Below are 22,725 nucleotides of genomic sequence, written 5' to 3' on the forward strand. Positions count from 1 at the left end.
GAATTCATTCGCCAAGGACAACGCAGTTGCCCCCTGCAAACTCGTTGGGCAGACCTTCGGCCTGCTTGGCGATTGAAATCGCCCCTACAGGGAACGCATTCCTCTTGTGGGAGCGAATTCATTCGCGAATAAATTCGCTCCCACAATTGTTGTGCACACCCACTAAGGGCAGGCCACCCGTTCATTCGCCCTGCTCATCTCCTCCACCAGGAAATCGATGAAGGCTCGGGTCTTCTGTGGCATGCGGCGGGCGGAGGGGTAGACGGCGTTGATGCTGATGGGCGGCGCCTGCCATTTGCACAGCACCGCCACCAGCCGGCCGGCGGCCAGGGCTTCGTCGACGATGAAGCTCGGCAATAGGGCGATGCCCATGCCAGCCTCAGCCACCTGGGCGAGGAAGTCGCCGTTGTTGGCCTGGAGCGGACCGTTCAACTGCACGCGCCGGGTCTCCTCGCCGTTGCTCAATGCCAGGCTGACGCCGCTCTGGAGATAGCCGTAGCCAAGGAACGCATGATTGGCAAGGTCCTCCGGCGACTGCGGCATGCCGGCCTTTTCCAGGTAAGCGGGCGAGGCCACCAGGTAACGCGGCGCCGGCGCGATGGTGCGCGCCACCATGGACGAGTCCGCCAGGCTGGCAATGCGGATGGTCACGTCGAAGCCGCCGCGCACCGGGTCCACCTGCTGGTCGCTGAGCACCAGCTGCAGTTCGATCTGCGGGTGCCGCTCATGGAACAGCGGGATCAGCGGCCCCAGCTTGCGCAGGCCGAAGGACATGGGCGCGTTCACCCGCAGCACACCGCGCAACTCCCCTACTCCATCCCGCGCCCGCTGCTCGGCCTCGTCGAGGGCCGCCAGCAGGTCCCGCGCCGACTCGAAGTACTCCGTTCCCGCCTCGGTCAGGTGCAGGCTGCGCGTGGTGCGCACCAGCAGTTGCACGCCAATTGCCTCTTCCAGCGCCTGGACCTGCTTGCTCACGGTGGAGCGCGGCAGATCCAGCGCCCGCGCCGCCGCGGCGAAGCCATTGCTGCGCACGGTTTCGATAAAGGCGCGCATGCACTCGACCCTGTCCATCAATGTCTCCAAATCAGAATCAATGAAGTTCAATTATGCCTAATTGTTTCTCTCAATGGGCGAGCACAAAATTCATCCCAAGTCGGAACCAAACAGCCTCCAGCGCGGAGGCACCGGCCAGGAAGAAAACCAAAATCCCACTGCTCCAAGGAGAAATGCCATGTCCATCCGCGAACTGCTGAATCCGACCAATTCCGCCCTGATCCTGATCGACCACCAGCCGCAAATGGCCTTCGGCGTGCAGTCCATCGATCGCCAGCAACTGAAGAACAACACCGTGGGCCTGGCCAAGAGCGCCAAGATCTTCAACGTCCCGACCATCCTCACCAGCGTCGAAACCGAAAGCTTCAGCGGCTACATCTGGCCGGAACTGCTGAGCGTGTTCCCGGATCAACAGCCCATCGAACGCACCTCGATGAACTCCTGGGAAGACGAGAAATTCGTCGCCGCCGTAAAAGCCACTGGCCGCAAGAAACTGATCATCGCCGCGCTGTGGACCGAAGTCTGCCTGACCTTCCCCGCCCTGGAAGCCATGGAAGCCGGCTACGAGGTGTACATCGTCACCGACGCTTCCGGCGGCACCTCCCAGGAAGCCCATGACATGGCGGTGCAGCGCATGATCCAGGCCGGCGCCATTCCGGTGACCTGGCAGCAGGTTCTGCTCGAGTACCAGCGCGACTGGTCGAAACGCGACAGCTACGACGCGGTGATGGACCTGGTGCGCGAACACAGCGGCGCCTACGGCATGGGCGTGGACTACGCCTACACCATGGTGCACAAGGCGCCCCAGCGTCAGGTGAAGTAAGCCGCAAGGCCGGAGGCGACCAACGCCTCCGGCCTTCTTCCACGCCTTGCACGGAGCACCTCGCCATGACCACCGACGATATCGTCACCCTGCTGATCCGCCACCGGGTCAAGGAAGGCCGGGAACAGGAATACGAAGGCTGGCTGCGCCGCATCATCGGCATCGCCAAGGGTTATCCGGGCCACCTCGGCATCGATGTGGTACGGGATCGCAAGGACGGCTTGCACCTGTTCACCTGCGTCCTGCGCTTCGCCAGCACGTCCCAGCTCCAGGCCTGGCTGGATTCCACCGAGCGTCGCCAACTGGTGGAAGAAGTCAGCCATCTGCTGGCCGATGGCGACCAGGTGGAAATCAATCCCGAGCGGGAATTCTGGTTCACCCCGATGCCGGCCGACGTGCCGCAACCGCCCCGCTGGAAACAGGCCTGTATCACTTTCCTGGTGATCCTGCCGCTGGCGCTGCTGGTGCCGCTGCTCTGGCAGCCGCTGTTCAAGCTGCAGCCTTGGCTAGGCGGTTACGTGGCAAGCAACGTGGTGATCACCGCCAGCATCGTGCTGCTGGTTGTCTATCTTTTCATGCCGCCGGTGACACGTTTTTTCGCCGGCTGGCTGAACCGACCCTAAGTCCAAGGAGGGTTCCATGAGCGAAGACCCAACCAACAACAGCCGCCGCCAGTTCCTCGCCGCCAGCACGGTGCTTGGCGCCGCTGGCGCACTCTGGTCCGCACTGCCCTTCGCCGGCGCCGCAGGCGTCGCCCATGCCACCCCAGGGGGTTCCATGTCCGCTGACCTGATCCTGTTCAACGGCCGCTTCCACACGGTCGACCGCGAGAAACCCAACGCCAGCGCCGTGGCCATCAAGGACGGCCGCTTCCTCGCCGTCGGCACCGATGCCGAAGCCATGGCTCTGCGCGGCGACGCCACCCAGGTCATCGACCTCAAGCAGCGCACCGTCATCCCCGGCCTCAACGACTCACACCTGCATCTGATCCGGGGTGGCCTCAACTACAACCTCGAACTGCGCTGGGAAGGCGTGCCCTCCCTGGCCGATGCCCTGCGCATGCTGAAGGACCAGGCCGAGCGCACCCCCAGCCCGCAGTGGGTGCGGGTGGTCGGTGGCTGGAACGAATTCCAGTTCGCCGAGAAGCGCATGCCGACCCTCGAAGAGATCAATCGCGCGGCGCCTGACACCCCGGTGTTCATCCTGCATCTGTATGACCGCGCGCTGCTCAACCGCGCCGCGCTGAAGGCGGTCGGCTACACCAAGGACACCCCCAATCCGCCCGGCGGCGAAATCCAGCGTGACGGCAACGGCAACCCCACCGGCATGCTCATCGCGCGGCCCAACGCCACCATTCTCTACGCCACCCTGGCCAAGGGCCCGAAGCTGCCGCTGGAGTACCAGGTCAACTCCACCCGCCAGTTCATGCGCGAACTCAATCGCCTCGGCCTGACCAGCGCCATCGACGCCGGCGGCGGCTACCAGAACTACCCGGACGACTACCAGGTGATCCAGGAACTGGCCAACAAGGGTCAGCTGAGCGTGCGTATTGCCTACAACCTGTTCACCCAGAAGCCCAAGGAAGAGCTAACCGACTTCAAGAACTGGAGCAAGGTGGTGAAACCGGGCGACGGCACCGACTTCTTCCGCCACAACGGCGCCGGCGAGATGCTGGTGTTCTCCGCCGCCGACTTCGAGGACTTCCTCGAACCGCGCCCGGACCTCGCACCGAGCATGGAGCAGGAGCTGGAGCCGGTAGTCCGTCACCTGGTGGAACAGCGCTGGCCGTTCCGCCTGCACGCCACCTACGACGAATCCATCTCGCGCATGCTCGACGTGTTCGAGAAGGTCAACCGCGACATCCCGTTCAACGGCCTGCCCTGGTTCTTCGACCACGCCGAAACCATCAGCCCGAAGAACATCGAGCGGGTCCGTGCCCTCGGCGGCGGCATCGCCATCCAGGACCGCATGGCCTTCCAGGGCGAATACTTCGTCGACCGCTACGGCGCAAAAGCCGCCGAGAAGACCCCGCCGATCCAGCGCATGCTCGCCGAAGGCGTGCCCGTGGGTGCCGGCACCGACGCCACCCGGGTGTCCAGCTACAACCCCTGGACTTCGCTGTACTGGCTGGTCAGCGGCAGGACCGTCGGCGGCCTGGAGCTTTATCCACAGGGCCTGTCCCGCGCCACCGCGCTGGAACTCTTCACCCACGGCAGCGCCTGGTTCTCCAGCGAGCAGGGCAAGAAAGGACAGATCAAGGTGGGCCAGCTGGCAGATGTGGCTGCACTGTCGGCGGACTTTTTCAGTGTCGAAGAGGAAGCGATCAAGTGGATCGAGTCCGTGCTGACCATCGTCGACGGCAAGGTGGTTTACGCCGCCGGCGAGTTCGACAAGCTTGGCCCTCCGCAGGTCCCGGTGCTGCCCGAGTGGTCGCCGGTAGCCAAGGTGCCGGGCCACTGGAAGCCCACCGCCCCGCTCGTCGCCCAGGTGCACCAGTGCGTCGGCGCCTGCGCCGTGCATGCCCACAGCCACGAACGGGCGCGCCAGTCGAGTGTGCCGGTGAGTGATTTCCAGGGTTTCTGGGGGGCACTGGGCTGTTCCTGCTTCGCCTTCTGAGGCAGGTCCTTCTGTGGGAGCGATTTCAATCGCGAAAGCAGGCCGCAGGCCTGCCCCTTGATCGCGAATGAATTCGCTCCCACACCTGTAGGGGCGAATTCATTCGCCAAGGGCAACGCAGTTGCCCCGGCCATTCAGCAGGGCAGACCTCGGTCTGTAGCTGGAGGCAGCTCATATCATCCCGCTTTCCTTGAACTCCTCCGCCAGGAAGTCGATCAGGGTCCGTACCGAGGGCAACAGGCCGCGCCGGGACGGGAAAACGGCATGCACGATGCCGGTTCTCGGCGCCCAGTCAGGCGTTACCTGTACCAATCGGCCGCTGGCCAGTTCTTCCCGTGCCACCACCCACGGAAGGTGCACCACCCCTACCCCCGCTTCCGCTGCCTGGCGCAGCACCAGCAGGTCGTCGGTGACCAGTCGGGGATGATGGCGGACGGCAGCGCTGGCGCCGTCGGGGCCATCCAGTTGCCAGATGTATTCGCGAAGCGGCGTGCCCCAATGCAGGCTTGGCAGGCTCGCCAGGTCCGCGGGCACCAGGAGATGCGGAATGGTCTCCAGCAGTCTCGGGCTGGCCACCAGGCACTGGGTGCTGTTGGCCAGCACCTTCATCACCAGATCGGTGCTTTCCAGCGGCGGGAAGCGCACCCGCAGGGCGATGTCGATGCCTTCCTGGATGAGGTCCACCTGGCGGTTGGTGCTGTCGATGTGCAAGTGCACCAGCGGGAACTTCACCATGAACCGGCTCAGTATCGGCCCCACCCAGAAGTCCAGCAGCGCCGTCGGGCAACTGATGCGCACCACGCCCTGGGGCTCCGAGCGGTTGCGCTCGATCACCTCGGCGGCGCCCTCGGCCTCCACCATCATCGCCACGCATTGGCGGTAGTACTCCTGGCCGATCTCGGTGACCGAGAAGTGCCGTGTCGAACGCTGGATCAGGCGCACGCCGAGGCGTTCCTCCAGGTTGGCGATGCGCCGGCTCAGCTTGGACTTGGGCATGTCCAGCGCCCGTCCGGCCGGGGCGAAGCCGCCGTGCTCCACCACCTGGGCGAAGTAGTAGAGGTCGTTGAGGTCTTCCACCAGCGTTCTCCAAATAGGACTCTGAGGTCAATTTAGCCCGTCTACCGGAGTCAGTGTTGCAGTTTCAAGATGTGCCCCATGCACTACAGGAGGCACACCATGAAAAAGATCCGTGGCATCTACACCAGCCCCAGGCCCCATTGGGTGGGCGACGGCTTCCCGGTTCGCACGCTGTTTTCCTACGACAGCCTGGGCAAGCACATCAGCCCCTTCCTGCTGCTGGATTACGCCGGCCCCGCCGAGTTCGCCCCGGCCGAGCGCCCGCGTGGCGTTGGCCAGCACCCGCACCGGGGATTCGAGACGGTGACCATCGTCTACCAGGGCGAACTGGAACACCGGGACTCCACCGGCGCCGGTGGCCTGATCGGCCCCGGTGACGTGCAATGGATGACCGCGGCCTCGGGCATCCTCCACGAGGAGTTCCACTCCCCGGCCTTCACCCGCAGCGGCGGCACCCTGGAGATGGTCCAGCTCTGGGTCAACCTGCCGGCCCGCGACAAGCTGGCCGCGCCGGGCTACCAGACCCTCCTGGATGCCGACATCCCCAATCTGCCCCTGCCTGAGCAGGCCGGCAGCCTGCGCCTGATCGCCGGCGAGTTCGACGGCCAGCGCGGCTCGGCGCGCACCTTCACCGGCATGGACGTGTGGGATATCCGCCTGAACCCCGGCAAGCCGGTGACCCTGGACCTGCACCCCGGCCGCAACACCGCGTTGGTGGTACTGCGCGGCACCCTGCTGGTGAACGGTGAGGAACTGGTGCGCGAAGGCCAACTGGCGCTGTTCGAACAAGCAGGCGATGAGCTGCTGCTGGAGGCCAATGGCCAAGCCCTGGTGCTGCTGCTTTCCGGCGAGCCCATCGAGGAACCGATCGTCGGCTACGGCCCCTTCGTGATGAACAGCGAAACCGAGATACGCCAGGCGATCCAGGACTTCCAGTCCGGCCGCTTCGGCCAGATGACCGACTGACGGTCACATGCCAGGCCGGGCCTTTGCCCGGTCTGCTCAATCCCCCACGTCGGATGCGTGGGCCGGCGGGCAACCGCAGCGGCCAGGACGGCCTTCACCCGGAGAAAAAGGTAAACGCCATGAACAACTTCGCCCAAGTCGCCAACTTCAACGGCCAGATTCCGCGAATCGATCCGGATGACGCCGCGATGCTGCTGATCGATCACCAGAGCGGCCTGTTCCAGACGGTCAAGGACATGCCCATGACCGAGCTGCGCTCCAACGCCATCACCCTGGCCAAGGTCGCCACCCTCGCGAAGATGCCGGTGATCACGACGGCCTCCGTGCCCCAGGGGCCCAACGGCCCACTGATTCCGGAAATCCACGAAGCCGCACCCCACGCCCGCTACGTGGCACGCAAGGGTGAGATCAACGCCTGGGACAACCCCGAGTTCGTCGCCGCGGTGGAAGCCACCGGCCGCAAGACCCTGATCATCGCCGGCACCATCACCAGCGTGTGCATGGCCTTCCCCAGCATCAGCGCGGTCAATGCCGGCTATCGGGTATTCGCTGTCATCGACGCGTCAGGCACCTACTCCAAGATGGCCCAGGAAATCACCCTGGCGCGCGTCGTCCAGGCCGGTGTGGTGCCCATGGATACCGCCGCCGTCTGCTCCGAGGTGCAGCGCACCTGGAACCGCCCCGACGCCGCCGAGTGGGCCGCCGCCTATAGTCATGTATTCCCGCACTACCAACTGCTGATCGAGAGCTACGGAAAGGCCCAGCAGGTGGTCAGGGACAACGAAGTGCTGGATTCGCAACGCTGAGAAATTCCTGCGCCTGCCCCACAAGGGCGGACGCTCAACCAAGCGAGGAAAATGCCATGTCTTTCCAATACAAGCGTCTGGACAAGAACAACGCCGCCGTCCTGCTGGTCGACCACCAGGCCGGTCTGCTCTCCCTGGTACGGGACATCGACCCGGACAAATTCAAGAACAACGTGCTGGCCCTGGGTGACCTGGCCAAGTACTTCAAGCTGCCGACCATCCTCACCACCAGCTTCGAGACCGGCCCCAACGGCCCGCTGGTGCCCGAGCTGAAGGAGCAGTTCCCCGACGCCCCGTACATCGCCCGCCCCGGCAACATCAATGCCTGGGACAACGAGGACTTCGTCAAGGCGGTGAAGGCCACCGGCAAGAAGCAGCTGATCATCGCCGGCGTGGTGACCGAGGTCTGCGTGGCCTTCCCGGCCCTGTCGGCACTGGAAGAAGGCTTCGATGTCTTCGTGGTCGCCGACGCCTCGGGCACCTTCAATGAAGTGACCCGCGACGCCGCCTGGCGCCGCATGGAAGCCGCCGGCGCCCAGCTGATGACCTGGTTCGGCGTGGCCTGCGAACTGCACCGCGACTGGCGCAACGACATCGAAGGCCTGGCCGCACTGTTCTCCAACCACATCCCCGACTACCGCAACCTGATCACCGCCTACAACACCCTCACCAAGTGAGCCATCCAGGGGCCGCGTCGAAATGGCGCGGCCCCTGCGTCGGTGCCCCGCTCTGCTCTAGAATGCCGCCCCCTTCAAGACGTCAGACCAAGGAGAGATGCATGCACCACGAAGGCAGCCTGCTGCAGGCAGCAGTGGTATTCCTGTTTGCAGCCGTATTCACCGTTCCCCTGGCCAAGCGCCTGCAACTGGGGGCGGTGCTGGGCTACCTGCTGGCCGGGGTGCTGATCGGACCGTCAGTACTGGGGCTGGTCACCGACCCGGAAAGCGTCGCACGCGTCTCCGAACTGGGTGTGGTGCTGCTGCTCTTCATCATCGGGCTGGAACTCTCGCCGCGCCGCCTCTGGGTGATGCGCCGCTCGGTGTTCGGCGTGGGCCTGGCCCAGGTGCTGCTTACCGCCCTGGCCATTGGCCTGGTGGCCTGGCTGGTCTTTGCCAAGTCGCTGAATACCGCTGCCGTGCTGGGCTTCGGCCTGGCCCTGTCCTCCACCGCCTTCGGCCTGCAGATACTCGCCGAACGCAAGGAACTCACCAGCCCCCACGGCCGACTGGCCTTCGCCATCCTGCTGTTCCAGGACATCGCAGCCATTCCGCTGATCGCCCTGCTGCCCTTGCTCAGCGGCGCCGGACACCTGGACGCGGACGAAGTCGACCCGCAGGCCATCCTTCTGGCAGTGGGCAGCATCGGTGCGGTGATCATCGGCGGCCGCTACCTGCTGCGCCCGGTGTTCCGCGTCGTCGCCAGGACCAAGCTGCTGGAAGTCTCCACCGCCACCGCCCTGCTGGTGGTCATGGGCACCGCCTGGCTGATGGAGCTGGCGGGTGTGTCCATGGCCCTGGGCGCCTTCATCGCCGGCCTACTGCTCGCCGACTCGGAGTACCGCCACGAGCTGGAAGCCCAGATCGAGCCATTCAAGGGCCTGCTGCTGGGCCTGTTCTTCATGAGCGTGGGCATGAGCGCCGACCTCAGCCTGCTGCTGAACGAGCCCTTCGCGGTGCTGGTGCTGACCGTGCTGCTGCTGATGTTCAAGCTGCCCCTGCTTTACCTGGTGGGCCGCTATGCCGGCGGTCTGGACCGCGCCCATGCGCTGCGCCTGGGCATCATCCTGGCCGCGGGCGGCGAGTTCGCCTTCGTGGTGTTCAAGGTGGCCCACGAGCAGGGCATGCTCGACGCCCGCCTGCACAGCCTGCTGGTGCTCAGCATCACCCTGTCCATGGCGGTCACGCCGCTGCTGGTGCTGGCCCTGTTCCGCCGCCTCGTGTCCGCGCCTACGCCGGTGGACGTGCCGGCGGAGTACAAGCGCATCGACAGCGACGAACCGCGCGTGGTGGTCGCCGGCATGGGCCGCATGGGCCAGATCATCGCGCGGGTGCTGCGCGCCCAGCAGGTTCCCTTCGTTGCCCTGGACACTGCCGTAGACATGATCGAGTACGGCCGCAGCCTGGGCCGCATGCCCATCTACTACGGCGACCCGCTGCGCCCGGAAATCCTCCGTGCGGCCAAGGTGGACAGGGCCGAGTACCTCATCATTGCCACCGATGACCCGGATACCAACCTGAAGATCACCGAACTGGTGAAGCGCCTCTACCCGAACCTCAAGGTCATCGCCCGCGCACGCAACCGCCAGCACGTCCATCGCCTGCTGGACCTGGGCGCCGTGCCCGTGCGCGAGACCTTCCACTCCGCCCTGGAAATGAGCCGCCAGGCATTGCTCGGCCTGGGGCTGGACGAAGACCAGGCCAATGCCCGCATCCGTCGCTTCCAGCGCCATGACGAGGAAGTCCTGGCCGCCCAGCACAAGGTCTATGACGACGACGCCGCGGTGATCCAGACCGCCCGCGAGGCCCGTTCGGAACTGGAGCACCTGTTCGACGCCGACCTGATCGAGGACAAGGCAGTCAAGTAACCAGCAGCGACCAGCGGGGCCGAGTCGACCGCGCCTGGCATTGCAATTGCCAGGTGCAGACAAGGAGCTTCAATCAATTCAGCCAAAGCCTGTGGGAGACGCCGGATGAACCGGAACGATCTGCGACGTGTAGACCTGAACCTGCTGGTGGTTTTCGAAACCCTGATGTACGAGAAGAACCTCACCCGGGCATCGGAAAAGCTCTTCCTCGGCCAACCCGCCGTCAGCGCCGCCCTGGCGCGCCTGCGTGACCTGTTCGACGACCCGCTGCTGGTGCGCAATGGCCGCGTCTTCGAACCCACCAAGCGCGCGCTGGAAATCCTCGAAGAGTTGCAACCGGCGCTGGACGCTATCTCCGGTGCCGTCAGCCGGGCGAAGGACTTCACCCCGGCGACCTACCGCAACACCTTCCGCATCGGTCTCTCGGACGACGTCGAGTTCGGCCTGTTTCCACCGTTGCTCGCCCAGCTCCGCGAGGAAGCCCCCGAGGCCATAGTCGTGGTTCGCCGGGTCAACTTCCTGCTCATGTCGGCAATGCTCGCTTCCGGGGAGATATCGGTCGGCGTCAGCTTCACCACGGAACTGCCGGCCAATGCCAAGCGCAAGCGGTTGCGCAACCTGCGCTGCAAGATCCTGCGCGGCGACGACCGCCCCGGCGCGCTGACGCTGGACGATTACTGCTCGCGCCCCCATGCGCTGATTTCGTTCTCCGGCGACCTGAGCGGCAACATCGACAACGACCTCGCGCGGGTTGGCCGGAGCCGCCGCGTGGTGCTGGCGGTGCCGCAGTTCGGCAGCCTGCGCTCGATCCTGGCAGGGACCGAACTGCTCGCCACGGTCCCGGACTACGCGGCTGACGCGCTGATCGACGGTAGCGGCCTGCGCGCCGACGACCCGCCCTTCCCCATCTACACCTCGGAGCTGTCCATGGTGTGGAGCAGCGGCACCGACAACGATCCCGCCGAACGCTGGCTGCGTGACCTGATCATGCAGCACATGTCCGCACCGCCGATGCCCAATCAGCCCGCCGCGTAGCGGGGATGGGTCTCGCGCAGGAACACGGGGAGGTCGGTGATGGGCGGTTTCGCCGGAATCTCGGCGTACATCTGGATCACGCTGCCCCGGTGATAGGACGCGTGATTGACCACGTGCATCAGCATGGCGCCAGCCATCATCACGCCGGGGTCGCCGGAGCAGAAGACGAACTCCACCGGCTCGGCCAGCGAGGCGTCCGTCTGTCCGGCACTCCATGAAATGAACCAGTCGTCCATGGACGCCTGGGCCTCCCGGAGTTCGGTCAATTCAGGGTGCGGCACTTCCAGCCGCGTCTTGTAAGGGTGCGACTTGCCCTCCAGGTGGGCACGCCAGATGCAATCGATCACATAGATGTGATTGAGCGTGCCGATGATGCTCTTGCACAGGGAGACACGCTCCTTGCCGACTTCGCCCGGCGGCAACCCGGCCAGGTCATCGAATAGCCGTTCATCGACCCATTGTTTGTAGTGGGCAAGCATCCTGGCCGTTTGAGCGTTGATCATCAGGGGCCCTCCTTCGGAAAGTCGGATCCGGTGCGCAGGGTGGGAGAGGCGAGAGCAAAACGGCCCGACAAGTGTAGGCGCGGCCTGGCGCTATGGAGCCCCGACCGTCACCTCCTCCGCACGGGGCAGGTTGCAGCGCCAGACGAACTCGACGAACTCCGCCAGCGGCAAGGGCCGACTGAACAGATAGCCCTGGAATTGCCCACAGCCATTGCTGGCCAGGAAACGCTGCTGGGCCTCGTTCTCGACCCCTTCGGCGATCACGGTCATGCCCATGCTCTGCCCCAGGGCGATGACCGTCCGCACGATGGTTTCGCTGCTGGCATCGGTCAGCACGTCGCAGATGAAGGAGCGGTCGATCTTCAGCGTGTTCAAGGGCAGCCGCTTGAGGTGGCTGAGCGAGGAAAACCCGGTGCCGAAATCATCCAGGGAGAAACGCACGCCCTGCGCCACCAGCGCCACCATCTTCCGCGTCAGGTCCTCGATGTCCTGCACGATCAGGGTTTCGGTCAACTCCAGTTCGAGCCGGTGCGCTTCGATGCCATGGCCCTCGATCATGGCCAGCACGTCATTCACGAAGGTGGCCTGGCGGAACTGGTTCTGGCTGATGTTTACCGCCAGGCCAATATCCGCCAGCGCCGGCACGGCCTTCCACTGCCGCAACTGGGCACAGGTCTGCTGCAACACCCACTGGCCGATGGGAATGATCATCCCGGTCTTCTCGGCGTGGTCGATGAACTCGGCGGGTGGCAACAGCCCGCGCTGTGGATGCTGCCAGCGGATCAGCACCTCCGCGCCCACCACCCGCCGGGCGCGGTCCAGTTGCGGCTGGAAGTAGAGGACGAACTGTTCGTCCCGCAGGGCCGTGCGCAGGTCGTGATCCAGCTCCGAACGCTCGGCGGCGTCGGTCTGCAGGATGTGCAGCAGCATGAAGAACATCGACACCGAGGCTATGCCCTGTACCCAGGAGCCGATCACCCGCACCTCATCCGGCAGGCTGTAACCCGTGATGGGGCTCCAGCTCGTCGCAGACAGGCCGGTGAACAACGCCAGGCAGAGCAAGGTGACGCCGTAGCGCAGCCATCTGTGATCGTCGCGAAAGGCCATCAACGCGGCCACGGCGAGTGGCAGGAGGTACAGGTGCGTCGCGCGCGGCGCCGCTGGCGTGGGCACGTCCAGCACCAGGGTCGAGACGAGGATGACCACCATCAGCAGGCCGAACAGCAACAGATTGGCGCTACGCGCCTGATTGCGCAGGGTCAGGACGAACACGCCGAGCCCGCAGAGGATCAGCGCCAGGTCCATCAGCACGATGCCCCAGGCCCCCCGCTGCACGAAGTAAACGCCCCAGAACAGCCCCATGAACACCATGAGCCCGCTGGCCAGCAGCCGCATGCGTCGCTCGCGACGCTGGCCGATCAGAGCCAGGTCATGGGACTGCCAGAGCTGCTGGACTCGCCTGAGGAATGCAGAGATGGGGGTCATGGAAAATCCCTTTGCCGACCCTATTCATTCTTGAGGGTGATCGCGTGATTGCAAATTGGCATTGGATTGAAGGACGACGCGCAGGGGCCAGCGGTCAAGTCCAGAGAGCACCGGTCGGGGATTTGCATGGGGACTGTCTACGTAGCGAGTTGAAATCCGGCCCTTCCGACTAACTCGCATGCGATCTATAGTCGTTCCTTTCGGGACATGAGCCCAATGGCCAACGAGGAAGCAAATGAAGCCCGTCGGAAAAAACCCCAGCAGCAAACCGGCACCGCTCTCGGATTTCCTGTGTTTTGCGGTGTATTCAGCAAACCTCGCCTTCGGCAGGGTCTACAAGCCGGTCCTCGAACAGCTCGGGCTGACCTACACACAGTTCATCGCCATCGTGGCGCTGTGGGATGAAGACAATCAGACCGTTGGCAGCCTGGGCGAAAAGCTGTTCCTGGAATCGAACACCCTCACACCGATGCTGAAGAAGCTGGAAGCACTGGGCCTCCTCCAGCGCCAGCGCGACCCCGAAGACGAACGCCAGGTGCGTGTCAGCCTGACCCCGGCAGGCCGGAGCCTGCGGGAGCAGAGCCTGGAAGCCAGCCTCAACGACTCGACCGGTCTCTCGCCGGAAGAGTTCGTGCAGATGCAGAAGGCCGTTGCCAGGCTGCGCGACAACCTCCTGAAGTCACCGAAGCGCGAGGAATGAGCCCCTTTCGGCCTCCCGGATCAGGGGGCGCCGAACGTCATGGTCCAGTAGATGCCGTTTTCGCTGCGCACCTGTGAGGCGTAGGCCGCGCCGACCTGGGTGAATTTCGGGTTCATCAGGTTGGCGCAATGGCCGGGGCTGGCCAGCCAGCTGTCCATGGCCGCGCGGGGCGAGCCCTGGCCGGCGGCGATGTTTTCACCCACCTGTCGTCCTCGAAAACCCGCATCGCGCGCCCGGTCGAAGGGCGAGTCGCCGTCCGGGCCCTGGTGGGAGAAGTAGTCACGGTTGGCCATGGAGCGGCTGTGCTGCTGGGCGGCATTGGCCAAGGCGGAACTCCAGCTCAACGGCCGGGCAGCGGCAAAGCGTTTGCTGCCGCACATGCGCGGCTTGGCCCGCGCGGCGTTGACCTGGGCCAGCAAGGCCTGCCCCGCCGAGCGGGAATCACCCAGCTGTGCACTGGCCATGGGTCGGGCCAGCACAAGGCGCCACTGGTTGCCGCTGCGGCTGATGCCGACATCGGAAACCTGGCTGTCGAGCAAGTCCTCACAGTAGTCGTCGCGCAGCATGGCGAAGGCCGACCTGGCATCCCGCGCCCCGGCCAGGCGGATGGTGCGCACCTCCGCCGCCTGGTAGCCGGCATCGCGCAAGCCGCGCCGCAATTCTCCCGAATACCCCACCGGCAGTGCCAGGTTCGATTTCAGCAGCAGCGGCGGAGCGCCCCGCATCGTGCTCCATTCGCAGCGCTGGCTTTGGGTTCGATAGTCATTGATGGCGGCCAGCAGCTGTCGCTCATCGCCAGCATGGGCGGGGATGGCGAACAGCGATGTCAGGGCGACGGGCAGCAAAGGAAGCAGGCGAAGGGATCGACGGATCGGGTGCATGAATGGGCGTGTGGATAAGTGTGAGGGAAAGGGCCGGGGTAAGACTGCGGCGCTGGTATCAAGGTTCAGGAGGCTCGGTGAATTCTCCATATCGATAGTCGGAGGCAGCCAAATGCCCCACACCCGACTCGACGCGGTGCGCACGGCGCACCCTACTTCCCCCTCCCCTGCCCCGACCAACGGTCACCCCGTTCGCCGCATTAGGTTGCCGGTTCTAGGGCGGTCGAACGATCCTCGCGGCGACCCATGCCTCCAACAAGAACAAGGCGAGTGCAGTTCCAACCACTACTGCCGGATCGAACCGAGGGGGTACGCCCCCGGGGAGGAGCCATGCGTATTCGTTGTTTCCTGCTCGGTTGCCAATGGACCGAGGGTTTTCGCACCGACGTGGGTGCCGTGCCGATGATTTGCCAGCGTTGCCTGCGCTGCGGCGCCCATCGCTATCTCAGCCCCCCGGAAGAGGAGGCGGAAACGGCGGGATGATCGACGTCTCAAGTCGATAGATAGCGATTTGACAGCAGACGAGCGGCCTCTAGCTTTAAGCAGCGTTGCCGATGGCCTTTTACAGGCTGAGTGAAAACGTCACAGCGTCGTTTTCACTCAGCCTGGGGCCGCCGTCCGGTCATTCATCCTGCTGGGAGTGCTCCATGCCGCATCCGTCGCCTGCCAACCCAATCAAGGGCCTGGCCCTGCATTCCCTGACCTGGCTGGCGTGCGCCGGCATGGTCGCCGTCGGCCTGCCGGTGTGGCTGGTCCTCGGCGGAGGCTGGCTGGCCAGTCTGCTGCTGGTCTGGCTGCAGCTCGATGCGCGCCCCCGTGGCACGCCAGCCGATGCACAGCCCACGGTGGAGGCTCCCGACTGGCAGCGGGCGCAGCATGCGGTGGACGAACACCTCGGCACCCTGCAGGCCCATGCCGGGCAGGTGGACGGGTTGCTGCAGGACGCCATCGGCCGCCTCAGCGACAGCTTCCAGGGCCTTGCAGCGCGCATCGACCAGCAGCGCGCCCATTCCCATTCCCTGATCGAGCGCTACGGCAACCAGGGAAGCGACGACGAAGGGATGAACTTCCAGGAATTCATCGCCACCACCCGCAACACCCTGGGCCTGTTCGTCGAGGCCACGCTGGAAACCAGCCAGACCTCCCAGGACCTGGTGAAGCGCATGGACCGGGTGACGCAAAAAATCGCCGATATCCTGAAATCCACCCACGATATGGACGCCATCGCCAAGCAGACCAACCTGCTGGCGCTGAATGCCGCCATCGAGGCGGCGCGCGCCGGGGAAAGCGGCCGGGGCTTTGCCGTGGTGGCCGATGAAGTGCGCGCCCTGTCCACCCGTTCCACCGGTTTCTCCGAGCAGATCCGCGAGCACGTGGACGTGGTCTACCGGGAAATCCGGGACGCCGAGTCGGCCATTTCCCAACTGGCGGACAAGGACATGGGCTTCGCCCTGGATTCCAAGCAGCAGCTGCACCACATGCTGGAAGACCTGGAAGGCATGAACCGCCATACGCTGAAGGTGATCCAGGAACTGGATCGGATTTCGCTGGAGGTGGGCTCGGGCGTCGACCGGGCCATCACTGCCCTGCAATTCCAGGACATGAGCAGCCAGTTGATCGGGCAGATGCGCAAACACTTCGCCAAGCTCGGTGGATTCGCCGCCGGCCTTGGCGCCCTGCGCACCGTGGCGCCGGAGCACTGGGCGCAACAGGTGGACCAGGAAACCGCCGAGCTGCGCAAACCCATCTCCAACCCGGTCAGCCAGAGCAGCGTGAGCGCGGGTGAGATCGAGCTGTTCTGAACGATTGATGACAACCGTCGGCCACTCATCAAAGCGACGAATGGCTGACGCCAGTAGCTGGACGCTCCCCCGGCGCCCATCTACACCTAACCATGGCCACTGGCCAGCCGCCAAAAGAAGAAGAGTGTTGCAAGAAGCGTCCAACTAGAAGAAAGAACGGCAAGGGAGAGCGGCACTGATGAGCAAGCAGATCCTGATAGTCGACGATTCGGCATCCATCCGACAGATGCTGAGCTTTACCCTCAAGGCCGCCGGCTACGTCGTGGACGAGGCCGTCGATGGCAAGGACGGCCTCGGCAAGGCACAGAGCAAGACATACAACCTGGTATTCACTGACCAGAACATGCCCAACATGGACGGCCTCAGCCTGATCCGCAGCCTGCGCGGCCTGCCCGGCTATCGCGCCACCCCCATCCTCATGCTGACCACCGAGTCCAGCGACGCCATGAAACAGCAGGGCAAGTCAGCCGGCGCCACCGGCTGGCTGGTCAAGCCCTTCGATCCGCCAAAGCTGCTGGAAGTCACCCGCAAGGTCCTCCCCTGACTCCAGCACAAGGCGCTTCCCATGAGCGACGGGATGAATCAGTTCCTCCAGGTGTTCTTCGAGGAAACCGAGGAACACCTGGCCAACCTCGAACTGCTGCTGCTCGGTCTCGACCTGCAGCAGCCTGACGCGGAAGAACTCAACGGCATCTTCCGCGCCGCCCACTCCATCAAGGGCTCGGCCGGCATGTTCGGCTTCGATGACCTGACCGCCGTGACCCACGAACTGGAAACCCTGCTCGACCGCATCCGCAGCGGCCAGATGGCCCTGCGCGCGGAAATGGTCGACCTCTTCCTGCAAGCCCGTGACGTGCTGATGCGCCTGCTGGACGCCCACCGCCGGCAGGCGCCAGACCCGAGCGTGCCGGTGGAAGCGACCGTGGCCCGCCTGCGCGAGCTGCTGGGCTCCACGCCAGCAGCGGAGGCAGATGCGGGCTTCGGTTTCTTCGATGAAGCGCCGGGCTCACCGGAAGCGGCCGCCGATGAAGACTTCGGCTTCTTCGACGATGCGCCCGGCATGCCCGCCCAATCCGACTCAGCCGCCTTCGGCTTCTTCGATGAAGCCCCCGGCGCCCCCACCCCGGTGGCCGCCGAGCCGCCCAAACCGGTGCCCGCACCAGCACCGGTCGCCAGCAAGCCGGCCAGCGCCGAGGCGGAATCCAGCTCCATCCGCGTCAGCGTCGAGAAGATCGACAGCCTGATCAACCTGGTGGGCGAGCTGGTCATCACCCAGGCCATGCTCGGCCAGCTCGGCAACGCGTTGGACCCGAGCGTCCACGAGCGCATCCACCAGGCCCTGGCGCAGCTGGAACACAACACCCGCGACCTGCAGGAATCGGTGATGTCGATCCGCATGTTGCCCATCAGCTTCATCTTCAGCCGCTTCCCGCGCCTGGTGCGCGACACCTCGGCACGCCTCGGCAAGCAGGTGGAACTGGTGCTGCAGGGCGAGCAGACCGAGCTGGACAAGGGCGTGATCGAGCGCTTGAGCGACCCGCTCACCCACATCGTGCGCAACAGCATCGACCACGGCATCGAGCAACCCGAAACACGCCTGGCCGCCGGCAAACCCGCCAGCGGCACCGTACGCCTGGGCGCCTTCCACCAGGGCGGCAGCATAGTCGTGGAAATCAGTGACGACGGCCGTGGCCTGAATCGCGAGCGCATCCTGGCCAAGGCCCGCGAGAAGAACCTCGCCGTGCACGATGGCATGAGCGATGCCGAAGTCTGGCAACTGATCTTCATGCCCGGCTTCTCCACCGCCGAAGTGGTCACCGACCTCTCCGGACGCGGCGTCGGCATGGACGTGGTCAAGCGCAACATCCAGGCCATGGGTGGACGCATCGACATCGACTCGGCCGCTGGCCTGGGCACCCGCATCAGCATCCGCCTGCCGCTGACCCTGGCCATCCTCGATGGCCTGATCGTCGCCGTGGCGCGCACCCACTACGTGATCCCGCTGACCTACATCGTCGAATCGCTGCAGCCCAAGGCCGCCGACATCCGTGGCCTGGGTGGCGAGGAAGGCGCGGTGATCCGCGTACGCGGCGAATACCTGCCGCTGCTCTCGCTGCACGACCTGCTGGGGGAAATCGCCCCGCCGCTGCCGCCCGAGCAGTCCATCGTGGTCATCCTCGAAGCCGACGGGCGCCACTTCGCCCTGCTGGTGGACGACCTGGTGGGGCAACAGCAAGTGGTGATCAAGAGCCTGGAACAGAACTTCCGCCGGGTCGATGGCATCGCCGGCGCCACCATCATGGGCGACGGCAGCGTCGCCCTGATCCTCGATGTCGACGCCCTGCCGGCCCTGGCACAACAACAAGGAGCAGCCCTGCATGAACTCCCTTAGTGCGGAACAGGCCGGGCAACCGGCCCAGGAGTACCTGACCTTCACCCTCGGTCGCGAGGAGTACGCCATCGACATACTCCGGGTGCAGGAAATTCGCGGCTATGACCAGGTGACCACCATCGCCAACAGCCCGGCCTTCATCAAAGGCGTGATCAACCTGCGCGGCGCCATCGTTCCCATCGTCGACCTGCGCATCAAGTTCAACCTCGCCGACGTCACCTACGACCCCTTCACCGTGGTGATCATCCTCAACATCGGCCGGCGCATCGTCGGCGTGGTGGTGGATTCGGTGTCCGACGTGATCGCCCTGTCGGGCGAAGAGATCAAGCCGCCGCCGGAATTCGGCGCCAGCTTCGATACCGAATACCTGCTGGGCCTAGCCACCGTGGCCGAGCGGATGTTGATCCTGGTGGATATCGAGAAGCTGATGACCAGCCGCGAAATGGCCCTGGTCGAAGCAGCCGCAGCCTGACACGCAAGGGGATTAGCCAATGGGTCTGTTCAACGGAAAAGCACAAGCTCAGCTTCGCGCGCAACACCTGGCCAGCCTGATCCAGGGCCTGGCGGAAGGGAATCTCGACCAATCCATCGGCGCCGGCGACGACCCGATCTGGACGCCGGTCTACGACAGCCTCGCCCGCTTGCAGAAGAGTCTGCGCCAGCAGCAGGCGGAGAGCGCCAGCACCGAGGTGCTGGACAAGGCACTGGTGGAAATGACCCGCCAGCACACGGAAGGTTGGATCGACCAGGTCATCCCGGAGGACCGATTCAGTGGCACCCACGCGCGCCTGGCGAAAGGCATCAACGAACTGGTGGCCGCCCATATCGCGGTGAAGATGCAGGTCGTGGGCGTGGTCACCGCCTACGGTCGCGGCGACTTCAGCAAGGACATGGAACGCCTGCCGGGCAAGAAGGCGCAGATCACCGAAGCCATCGACGGCGTGCGCGACCGCCTCAAGTCCGCGGCCCAGGCTGCCGGTGAAAACATCCGCATCAAGAGCGCGCTGGACAACTGCAGCACCAACGTGATGATCGCCGACGGCGACCGCAACATCATCTACATGAACAAGACCGTCACCAGCATGCTGCAAAACGCCGAGGCCGACCTGCGCAAGGCGCTGCCGTCGTTCTCCGTGAGCAAGCTGCTGGGTGGTTCGATCGACCAGTTCCACAAGAACCCCGAGCACCAGAAGCGCCTGCTCGCCACCTTCACCAGTACCTTCCGCACCCAGATCGACGTGGGCGGACGCACCTTCGGCCTGGTGGCCAACCCGGTCATCAGCGATGCCGGCGAGCGCCTCGGCTCGGTGGTGGAATGGGCCGACCGGACGCTGGAAGTGCAGGTCGAGCGTGAAGTCGCCGCGCTGGTCGGCGCAGCCGCTGCCGGTGACTTCTCCAAGCGCATCGACGAAACGGGCAAGACCGGCTTCATCCTCAACCTGGCCACCGGCCTGAACAGCCTGGTGGACACCGCCGACAAAGGCCTCAAGGACGTTTCGCGGATGCTCGGCGCACTCGCCCAGGGCGACCTCTCGCAAAGCATCAGCGCCGACTACCAGGGCACCTTCGGCGAGCTCAAGGACTACTCCAACGAAACTGCACAGAGCCTGTCGCGCATGCTCGGGCAGATCCGCGAGTCCGCCGACACCATCAACACCGCCGCCAGCGAAATCGCCAGCGGCAATGCCGAGCTGTCCACCCGCACCGAGCAGCAGGCGTCCAGCCTGGAAGAAACCGCTTCCAGCATGGAAGAGCTGACCAGCACGGTGAAACTCAACGCCGAGAACGCGCGCCAGGCCAACTCCCTGGCGGTGAACGCCTCGGAAGTGGCCACCGAAGGCGGCAACGTGGTGCAGAAGGTGGTCAGCACCATGACCGCCATCAACGACTCGGCGCGGAAGATCTCCGACATCATCGGCGTCATCGACGGCATCGCCTTCCAGACCAACATCCTCGCCCTCAACGCCGCAGTGGAAGCGGCGCGGGCCGGTGAACAGGGCCGTGGTTTCGCCGTGGTGGCCGCCGAAGTACGCACCCTGGCACAGCGTTCGGCGGCGGCGGCCAAGGAGATCAAGACGCTGATTTCCGACTCAGTGAGCAAGGTCGAGAACGGCAACACCCTGGTGGCCCAAGCCGGCCAGACCATGAGCGACATCGTGATCGCCATCAAACGGGTCACCGACATCATGGCCGAGATCGCCGCCGCCTCCACCGAACAGAGCCGTGGCATCGAGGAGGTCAACGGCGCGGTCAGCCAGATGGACGAGATGACCCAGCAGAACGCCGCCCTGGTGGAAGAAGCCGCCGCAGCCGCCGAAGCCCTGCAGGAACAGGCCGGGCTGATGGCCCAGTCGGTGGCCGTGTTCAAGCTGGACCCGGCCCACGCCGGACAACCCGGTACCCCGCGCAATGCCTCGCGCAAGACGCCGTCGGCGAAGTCGCCTCGCGGTGCCGGCCGCGCGGCGCGGAGCAAGGAAGAGGAATGGGAAGAGTTCTAGTCCCAACCCACCCCGGCGCCCTGCGCCGGGGGTTCTTGAGGTAATGCAATGAATGCGCAGGTGCTGGGCGAACACGAGTTCGGCTACAACGACCACGACTTCGAGCAGGTACGTGAGCGGCTGTATCGCCGTGCCGGCATCAGCCTCGCCACCAGCAAGCAGCAGATGGTCTACAGCCGCCTGGCGCGCCGTCTGCGCCAGCTGGAACTGCGCACCTTTTCCGCCTACCTGGCCTACCTCGACCAACACTCCGAGGAATGGCAACCCTTCATCAATGCGCTGACCACCAACATCACCGCCTTCTTCCGCGAGCGGCACCACTTCGACCAACTCGTCGCGCTGGCCAGGGAACCCCAGCGCCGGGGCCGGCCACTGCGCTTCTGGTCGGCCGCGTCCAGCACCGGGGAAGAGCCCTACTCCATGGCCATCGCCCTGCACCAGGCGTTGGGTGAGCGGGCCCAGGGAATACAGATCATCGCCTCCGACATCGACACCGGCGTGCTGGAGACCGCGCGCCGGGGCGTGTACCCGGTTGAGCGGCTCGCGCAGCTGGACCCGGCCCTGAGGAAGCGCTACTTCCAGCGCGGCACCGGCAGCAACGACGGGTTGGCGCGGGTGGTGCCGGAGCTGCAGCAGATGGTGGAATTTCGCCGCATCAACCTGCTGGACAAGGACTGGCGGCTCAGCGGCGGCCTGGACGCGATCTTCTGCCGCAACGTGATGATCTACTTCGACAAGCCCACCCAGGTGCGCCTGCTGGAACGCATGGTGCGCCTGCTGCGGCCGGATGGCCTGTTCTTCGCCGGCCACTCGGAAAGCTTCGTGCAGGCCAACCACGTGGTGAAACTGGTGAGCCGCACCGTCTACCAGCCTGTGCCGGGAGCCTCGACATGAAAGGAGAAACCGCAGGCGCCATCGCCGCCACCCGCTACTTCGACCCGGACATCCAGTTGCCGGCGGTGAAGGTGCTGCCCGGCGAGTTCTACGCCACCACCGAGGACCAGGTGCTGGTGTCGGTGCTGGGCAGTTGCGTAGCGGTCTGCCTGTTCGACCTGCAGCGCGGCATCGGCGGCATGAACCAGTTCCTCCTGCCCGAACCCGGCCCCGGCAGCGGCCTGGCCAGCGCCGCCACCCACCATGGCGTGCGCATGATGGAACAGCTCAGTGAAGAGATGTTGCGCCAGGGCGCACGCCGCCACCAGTTGCAAGCCAAGGTGTTCGGCGCCGGCAACCTGCCCAACGACCTGCTGCGCTTCGACACCACCCTGCGCACCGTGGAGTTCGTCCACAGCTACCTGGATACCGAAGGCATTCCCCTGCTGGCCGAAGACGTGATGGGCGCCGAAGCGCGCAAGGTCTATATCTTCCCCACCAGCGGCACGGTACGGGTGAAGAAACTGAAGAACCTGCACAACGACACCATCCTGCAGCGCGAGCTGGAATACATCCTCTACCTCAAGCGCGGGGAAGCGCTGGGGCCCTACGACCTGTTCAAGGAGTGAGG

Annotated in this window: 22 protein-coding genes; 17 read left to right on the forward strand and 5 right to left on the reverse strand. The window is 65.1% G+C overall.

The annotated features are described in order from the left end of the window. Positions 1-162 precede the first annotated feature (162 nt). Entirely contained in the window at positions 163-1,071 is a 909-nt protein-coding gene (locus tag E8E91_RS05480) for a LysR family transcriptional regulator (protein ID WP_280374923.1), read from the reverse strand. Between the two features lie 160 nt (positions 1,072-1,231). On the opposite strand from E8E91_RS05480, the gene E8E91_RS05485 reads away from it, so the two are divergent. The 3 genes from E8E91_RS05485 to E8E91_RS05495 all read left to right on the forward strand — a co-directional run bounded on the left by E8E91_RS05485 (position 1,232) and on the right by E8E91_RS05495 (position 4,492). Beyond that, positions 1,232-1,876, forward strand: a complete 645-nt coding sequence (locus E8E91_RS05485; RefSeq protein ID WP_190827670.1) for a hydrolase — start codon at positions 1,232-1,234, stop codon at positions 1,874-1,876. Between the two features lie 65 nt (positions 1,877-1,941). Further along, positions 1,942-2,499: an antibiotic biosynthesis monooxygenase gene (locus E8E91_RS05490; protein WP_280374924.1), complete on the forward strand. Its 558-nt coding sequence runs from the start codon at positions 1,942-1,944 to the stop codon at positions 2,497-2,499. Positions 2,500-2,653: 154 nt separating this feature from the next. Next, entirely contained in the window at positions 2,654-4,492 is a 1,839-nt protein-coding gene (locus E8E91_RS05495; protein WP_280374995.1) for an amidohydrolase, read from the forward strand. 171 nt (positions 4,493-4,663) lie between these two features. Here E8E91_RS05495 and E8E91_RS05500 read toward each other — a convergent pair whose 3' ends face one another. Further along, entirely contained in the window at positions 4,664-5,572 is a 909-nt protein-coding gene (locus E8E91_RS05500; protein WP_280374996.1) for a LysR family transcriptional regulator, read from the reverse strand. 96 nt (positions 5,573-5,668) lie between these two features. On the opposite strand from E8E91_RS05500, the gene E8E91_RS05505 reads away from it, so the two are divergent. The 5 genes from E8E91_RS05505 to E8E91_RS05525 all read left to right on the forward strand — a co-directional run bounded on the left by E8E91_RS05505 (position 5,669) and on the right by E8E91_RS05525 (position 10,960). Then, positions 5,669-6,535, forward strand: a complete 867-nt coding sequence (locus tag E8E91_RS05505) for a pirin family protein (protein ID WP_280374925.1) — start codon at positions 5,669-5,671, stop codon at positions 6,533-6,535. 119 nt (positions 6,536-6,654) lie between these two features. Next, positions 6,655-7,341, forward strand: a complete 687-nt coding sequence (locus tag E8E91_RS05510) for a hydrolase (protein WP_280374926.1) — start codon at positions 6,655-6,657, stop codon at positions 7,339-7,341. A 56-nt stretch (positions 7,342-7,397) separates the two neighbouring features. Beyond that, positions 7,398-8,018, forward strand: coding sequence for an isochorismate family cysteine hydrolase YcaC (gene ycaC, locus E8E91_RS05515; RefSeq protein WP_151132269.1), 621 nt, complete (start codon positions 7,398-7,400; stop codon positions 8,016-8,018). A 101-nt stretch (positions 8,019-8,119) separates the two neighbouring features. After that, entirely contained in the window at positions 8,120-9,925 is a 1,806-nt protein-coding gene (locus tag E8E91_RS05520; RefSeq protein WP_280374927.1) for a monovalent cation:proton antiporter-2 (CPA2) family protein, read from the forward strand. A gap of 105 nt (positions 9,926-10,030) precedes the next feature. Beyond that, positions 10,031-10,960: a LysR family transcriptional regulator gene (locus tag E8E91_RS05525; RefSeq protein WP_280372549.1), complete on the forward strand. Its 930-nt coding sequence runs from the start codon at positions 10,031-10,033 to the stop codon at positions 10,958-10,960. On the opposite strand, the gene E8E91_RS05530 is transcribed toward E8E91_RS05525, so the two are convergent. Beyond that, entirely contained in the window at positions 10,945-11,463 is a 519-nt protein-coding gene (locus tag E8E91_RS05530; protein ID WP_280374928.1) for a DinB family protein, read from the reverse strand. The two genes, E8E91_RS05525 and E8E91_RS05530, sit on opposite strands and share 16 nt — an antisense overlap. A gap of 90 nt (positions 11,464-11,553) precedes the next feature. Beyond that, positions 11,554-12,948: an EAL domain-containing protein gene (locus tag E8E91_RS05535; RefSeq protein ID WP_280374929.1), complete on the reverse strand. Its 1,395-nt coding sequence runs from the start codon at positions 12,946-12,948 to the stop codon at positions 11,554-11,556. Between the two features lie 235 nt (positions 12,949-13,183). Here E8E91_RS05535 and E8E91_RS05540 point away from each other — a divergent pair, with 235 nt between their 5' ends. Beyond that, entirely contained in the window at positions 13,184-13,648 is a 465-nt protein-coding gene (locus E8E91_RS05540; RefSeq protein ID WP_280374930.1) for a MarR family transcriptional regulator, read from the forward strand. 20 nt (positions 13,649-13,668) lie between these two features. Here the strand turns inward: E8E91_RS05540 and E8E91_RS05545 are convergent, their stop codons facing one another. Then, a complete protein-coding gene (locus E8E91_RS05545) occupies positions 13,669-14,529 on the reverse strand; it encodes a CAP domain-containing protein (RefSeq protein ID WP_280374931.1) in 861 nt (286 codons plus the stop codon). Between the two features lie 330 nt (positions 14,530-14,859). Here E8E91_RS05545 and E8E91_RS05550 point away from each other — a divergent pair, with 330 nt between their 5' ends. The 8 genes from E8E91_RS05550 to E8E91_RS05585 all read left to right on the forward strand — a co-directional run bounded on the left by E8E91_RS05550 (position 14,860) and on the right by E8E91_RS05585 (position 22,723). Then, on the forward strand, positions 14,860-15,012 hold the full coding sequence (locus tag E8E91_RS05550; RefSeq protein ID WP_190827648.1) for a PSPA7_2676 family Cys-rich small protein: 153 nt from the start codon (positions 14,860-14,862) through the stop codon (positions 15,010-15,012). A gap of 164 nt (positions 15,013-15,176) precedes the next feature. Continuing rightward, complete coding sequence (locus tag E8E91_RS05555) at positions 15,177-16,331, forward strand: methyl-accepting chemotaxis protein (RefSeq protein WP_280374932.1); 1,155 nt, start codon at positions 15,177-15,179, stop codon at positions 16,329-16,331. A gap of 178 nt (positions 16,332-16,509) precedes the next feature. After that, a complete protein-coding gene (locus tag E8E91_RS05560) occupies positions 16,510-16,875 on the forward strand; it encodes a response regulator (RefSeq protein ID WP_280374933.1) in 366 nt (121 codons plus the stop codon). Positions 16,876-16,896: 21 nt separating this feature from the next. Then, on the forward strand, positions 16,897-18,723 hold the full coding sequence (locus E8E91_RS05565; protein WP_280374934.1) for a chemotaxis protein CheW: 1,827 nt from the start codon (positions 16,897-16,899) through the stop codon (positions 18,721-18,723). Continuing rightward, complete coding sequence (locus E8E91_RS05570) at positions 18,710-19,195, forward strand: chemotaxis protein CheW (RefSeq protein WP_190827640.1); 486 nt, start codon at positions 18,710-18,712, stop codon at positions 19,193-19,195. The genes E8E91_RS05565 and E8E91_RS05570 overlap by 14 nt, the downstream gene beginning before the upstream one ends. 19 nt (positions 19,196-19,214) lie before the next feature. Further along, positions 19,215-21,221: a methyl-accepting chemotaxis protein gene (locus tag E8E91_RS05575; RefSeq protein ID WP_280374935.1), complete on the forward strand. Its 2,007-nt coding sequence runs from the start codon at positions 19,215-19,217 to the stop codon at positions 21,219-21,221. A gap of 48 nt (positions 21,222-21,269) precedes the next feature. Further along, entirely contained in the window at positions 21,270-22,115 is an 846-nt protein-coding gene (locus E8E91_RS05580) for a CheR family methyltransferase (RefSeq protein ID WP_280374936.1), read from the forward strand. Further along, a complete protein-coding gene (locus E8E91_RS05585; RefSeq protein ID WP_190827635.1) occupies positions 22,112-22,723 on the forward strand; it encodes a chemotaxis protein CheD in 612 nt (203 codons plus the stop codon). Before E8E91_RS05580 ends, E8E91_RS05585 begins: the two co-directional genes overlap by 4 nt. Positions 22,724-22,725: the final 2 nt, after the last annotated feature.

This window comes from Pseudomonas sp. BN515 (assembly GCF_029873155.1).
Classification (GTDB): Bacteria; Pseudomonadota; Gammaproteobacteria; order Pseudomonadales; family Pseudomonadaceae; genus Metapseudomonas.

Excerpts from the sequence above, each read along its gene's own strand:
- E8E91_RS05480 (WP_280374923.1), bottom strand. The coding sequence starts at position 1,071 with ATGGACAGGGTCGAGTGCATGCGCGCCTTTATCGAAACCGTGCGCAGC.
- E8E91_RS05485 (WP_190827670.1), top strand. The coding sequence starts at position 1,232 with ATGTCCATCCGCGAACTGCTGAATCCGACCAATTCCGCCCTGATCCTG.
- E8E91_RS05490 (WP_280374924.1), top strand. The coding sequence starts at position 1,942 with ATGACCACCGACGATATCGTCACCCTGCTGATCCGCCACCGGGTCAAG.
- E8E91_RS05495 (WP_280374995.1), top strand. The coding sequence starts at position 2,654 with ATGTCCGCTGACCTGATCCTGTTCAACGGCCGCTTCCACACGGTCGAC.
- E8E91_RS05505 (WP_280374925.1), top strand. The coding sequence starts at position 5,669 with ATGAAAAAGATCCGTGGCATCTACACCAGCCCCAGGCCCCATTGGGTG.
- E8E91_RS05510 (WP_280374926.1), top strand. The coding sequence starts at position 6,655 with ATGAACAACTTCGCCCAAGTCGCCAACTTCAACGGCCAGATTCCGCGA.
- ycaC (WP_151132269.1), top strand. The coding sequence starts at position 7,398 with ATGTCTTTCCAATACAAGCGTCTGGACAAGAACAACGCCGCCGTCCTG.
- E8E91_RS05520 (WP_280374927.1), top strand. The coding sequence starts at position 8,120 with ATGCACCACGAAGGCAGCCTGCTGCAGGCAGCAGTGGTATTCCTGTTT.
- E8E91_RS05525 (WP_280372549.1), top strand. The coding sequence starts at position 10,031 with ATGAACCGGAACGATCTGCGACGTGTAGACCTGAACCTGCTGGTGGTT.
- E8E91_RS05530 (WP_280374928.1), bottom strand. The coding sequence starts at position 11,463 with ATGATCAACGCTCAAACGGCCAGGATGCTTGCCCACTACAAACAATGG.
- E8E91_RS05535 (WP_280374929.1), bottom strand. The coding sequence starts at position 12,948 with ATGACCCCCATCTCTGCATTCCTCAGGCGAGTCCAGCAGCTCTGGCAG.
- E8E91_RS05540 (WP_280374930.1), top strand. The coding sequence starts at position 13,184 with ATGAAGCCCGTCGGAAAAAACCCCAGCAGCAAACCGGCACCGCTCTCG.
- E8E91_RS05545 (WP_280374931.1), bottom strand. The coding sequence starts at position 14,529 with ATGCACCCGATCCGTCGATCCCTTCGCCTGCTTCCTTTGCTGCCCGTC.
- E8E91_RS05550 (WP_190827648.1), top strand. The coding sequence starts at position 14,860 with ATGCGTATTCGTTGTTTCCTGCTCGGTTGCCAATGGACCGAGGGTTTT.
- E8E91_RS05555 (WP_280374932.1), top strand. The coding sequence starts at position 15,177 with ATGCCGCATCCGTCGCCTGCCAACCCAATCAAGGGCCTGGCCCTGCAT.
- E8E91_RS05560 (WP_280374933.1), top strand. The coding sequence starts at position 16,510 with ATGAGCAAGCAGATCCTGATAGTCGACGATTCGGCATCCATCCGACAG.
- E8E91_RS05565 (WP_280374934.1), top strand. The coding sequence starts at position 16,897 with ATGAGCGACGGGATGAATCAGTTCCTCCAGGTGTTCTTCGAGGAAACC.
- E8E91_RS05570 (WP_190827640.1), top strand. The coding sequence starts at position 18,710 with ATGAACTCCCTTAGTGCGGAACAGGCCGGGCAACCGGCCCAGGAGTAC.
- E8E91_RS05575 (WP_280374935.1), top strand. The coding sequence starts at position 19,215 with ATGGGTCTGTTCAACGGAAAAGCACAAGCTCAGCTTCGCGCGCAACAC.
- E8E91_RS05580 (WP_280374936.1), top strand. The coding sequence starts at position 21,270 with ATGAATGCGCAGGTGCTGGGCGAACACGAGTTCGGCTACAACGACCAC.
- E8E91_RS05585 (WP_190827635.1), top strand. The coding sequence starts at position 22,112 with ATGAAAGGAGAAACCGCAGGCGCCATCGCCGCCACCCGCTACTTCGAC.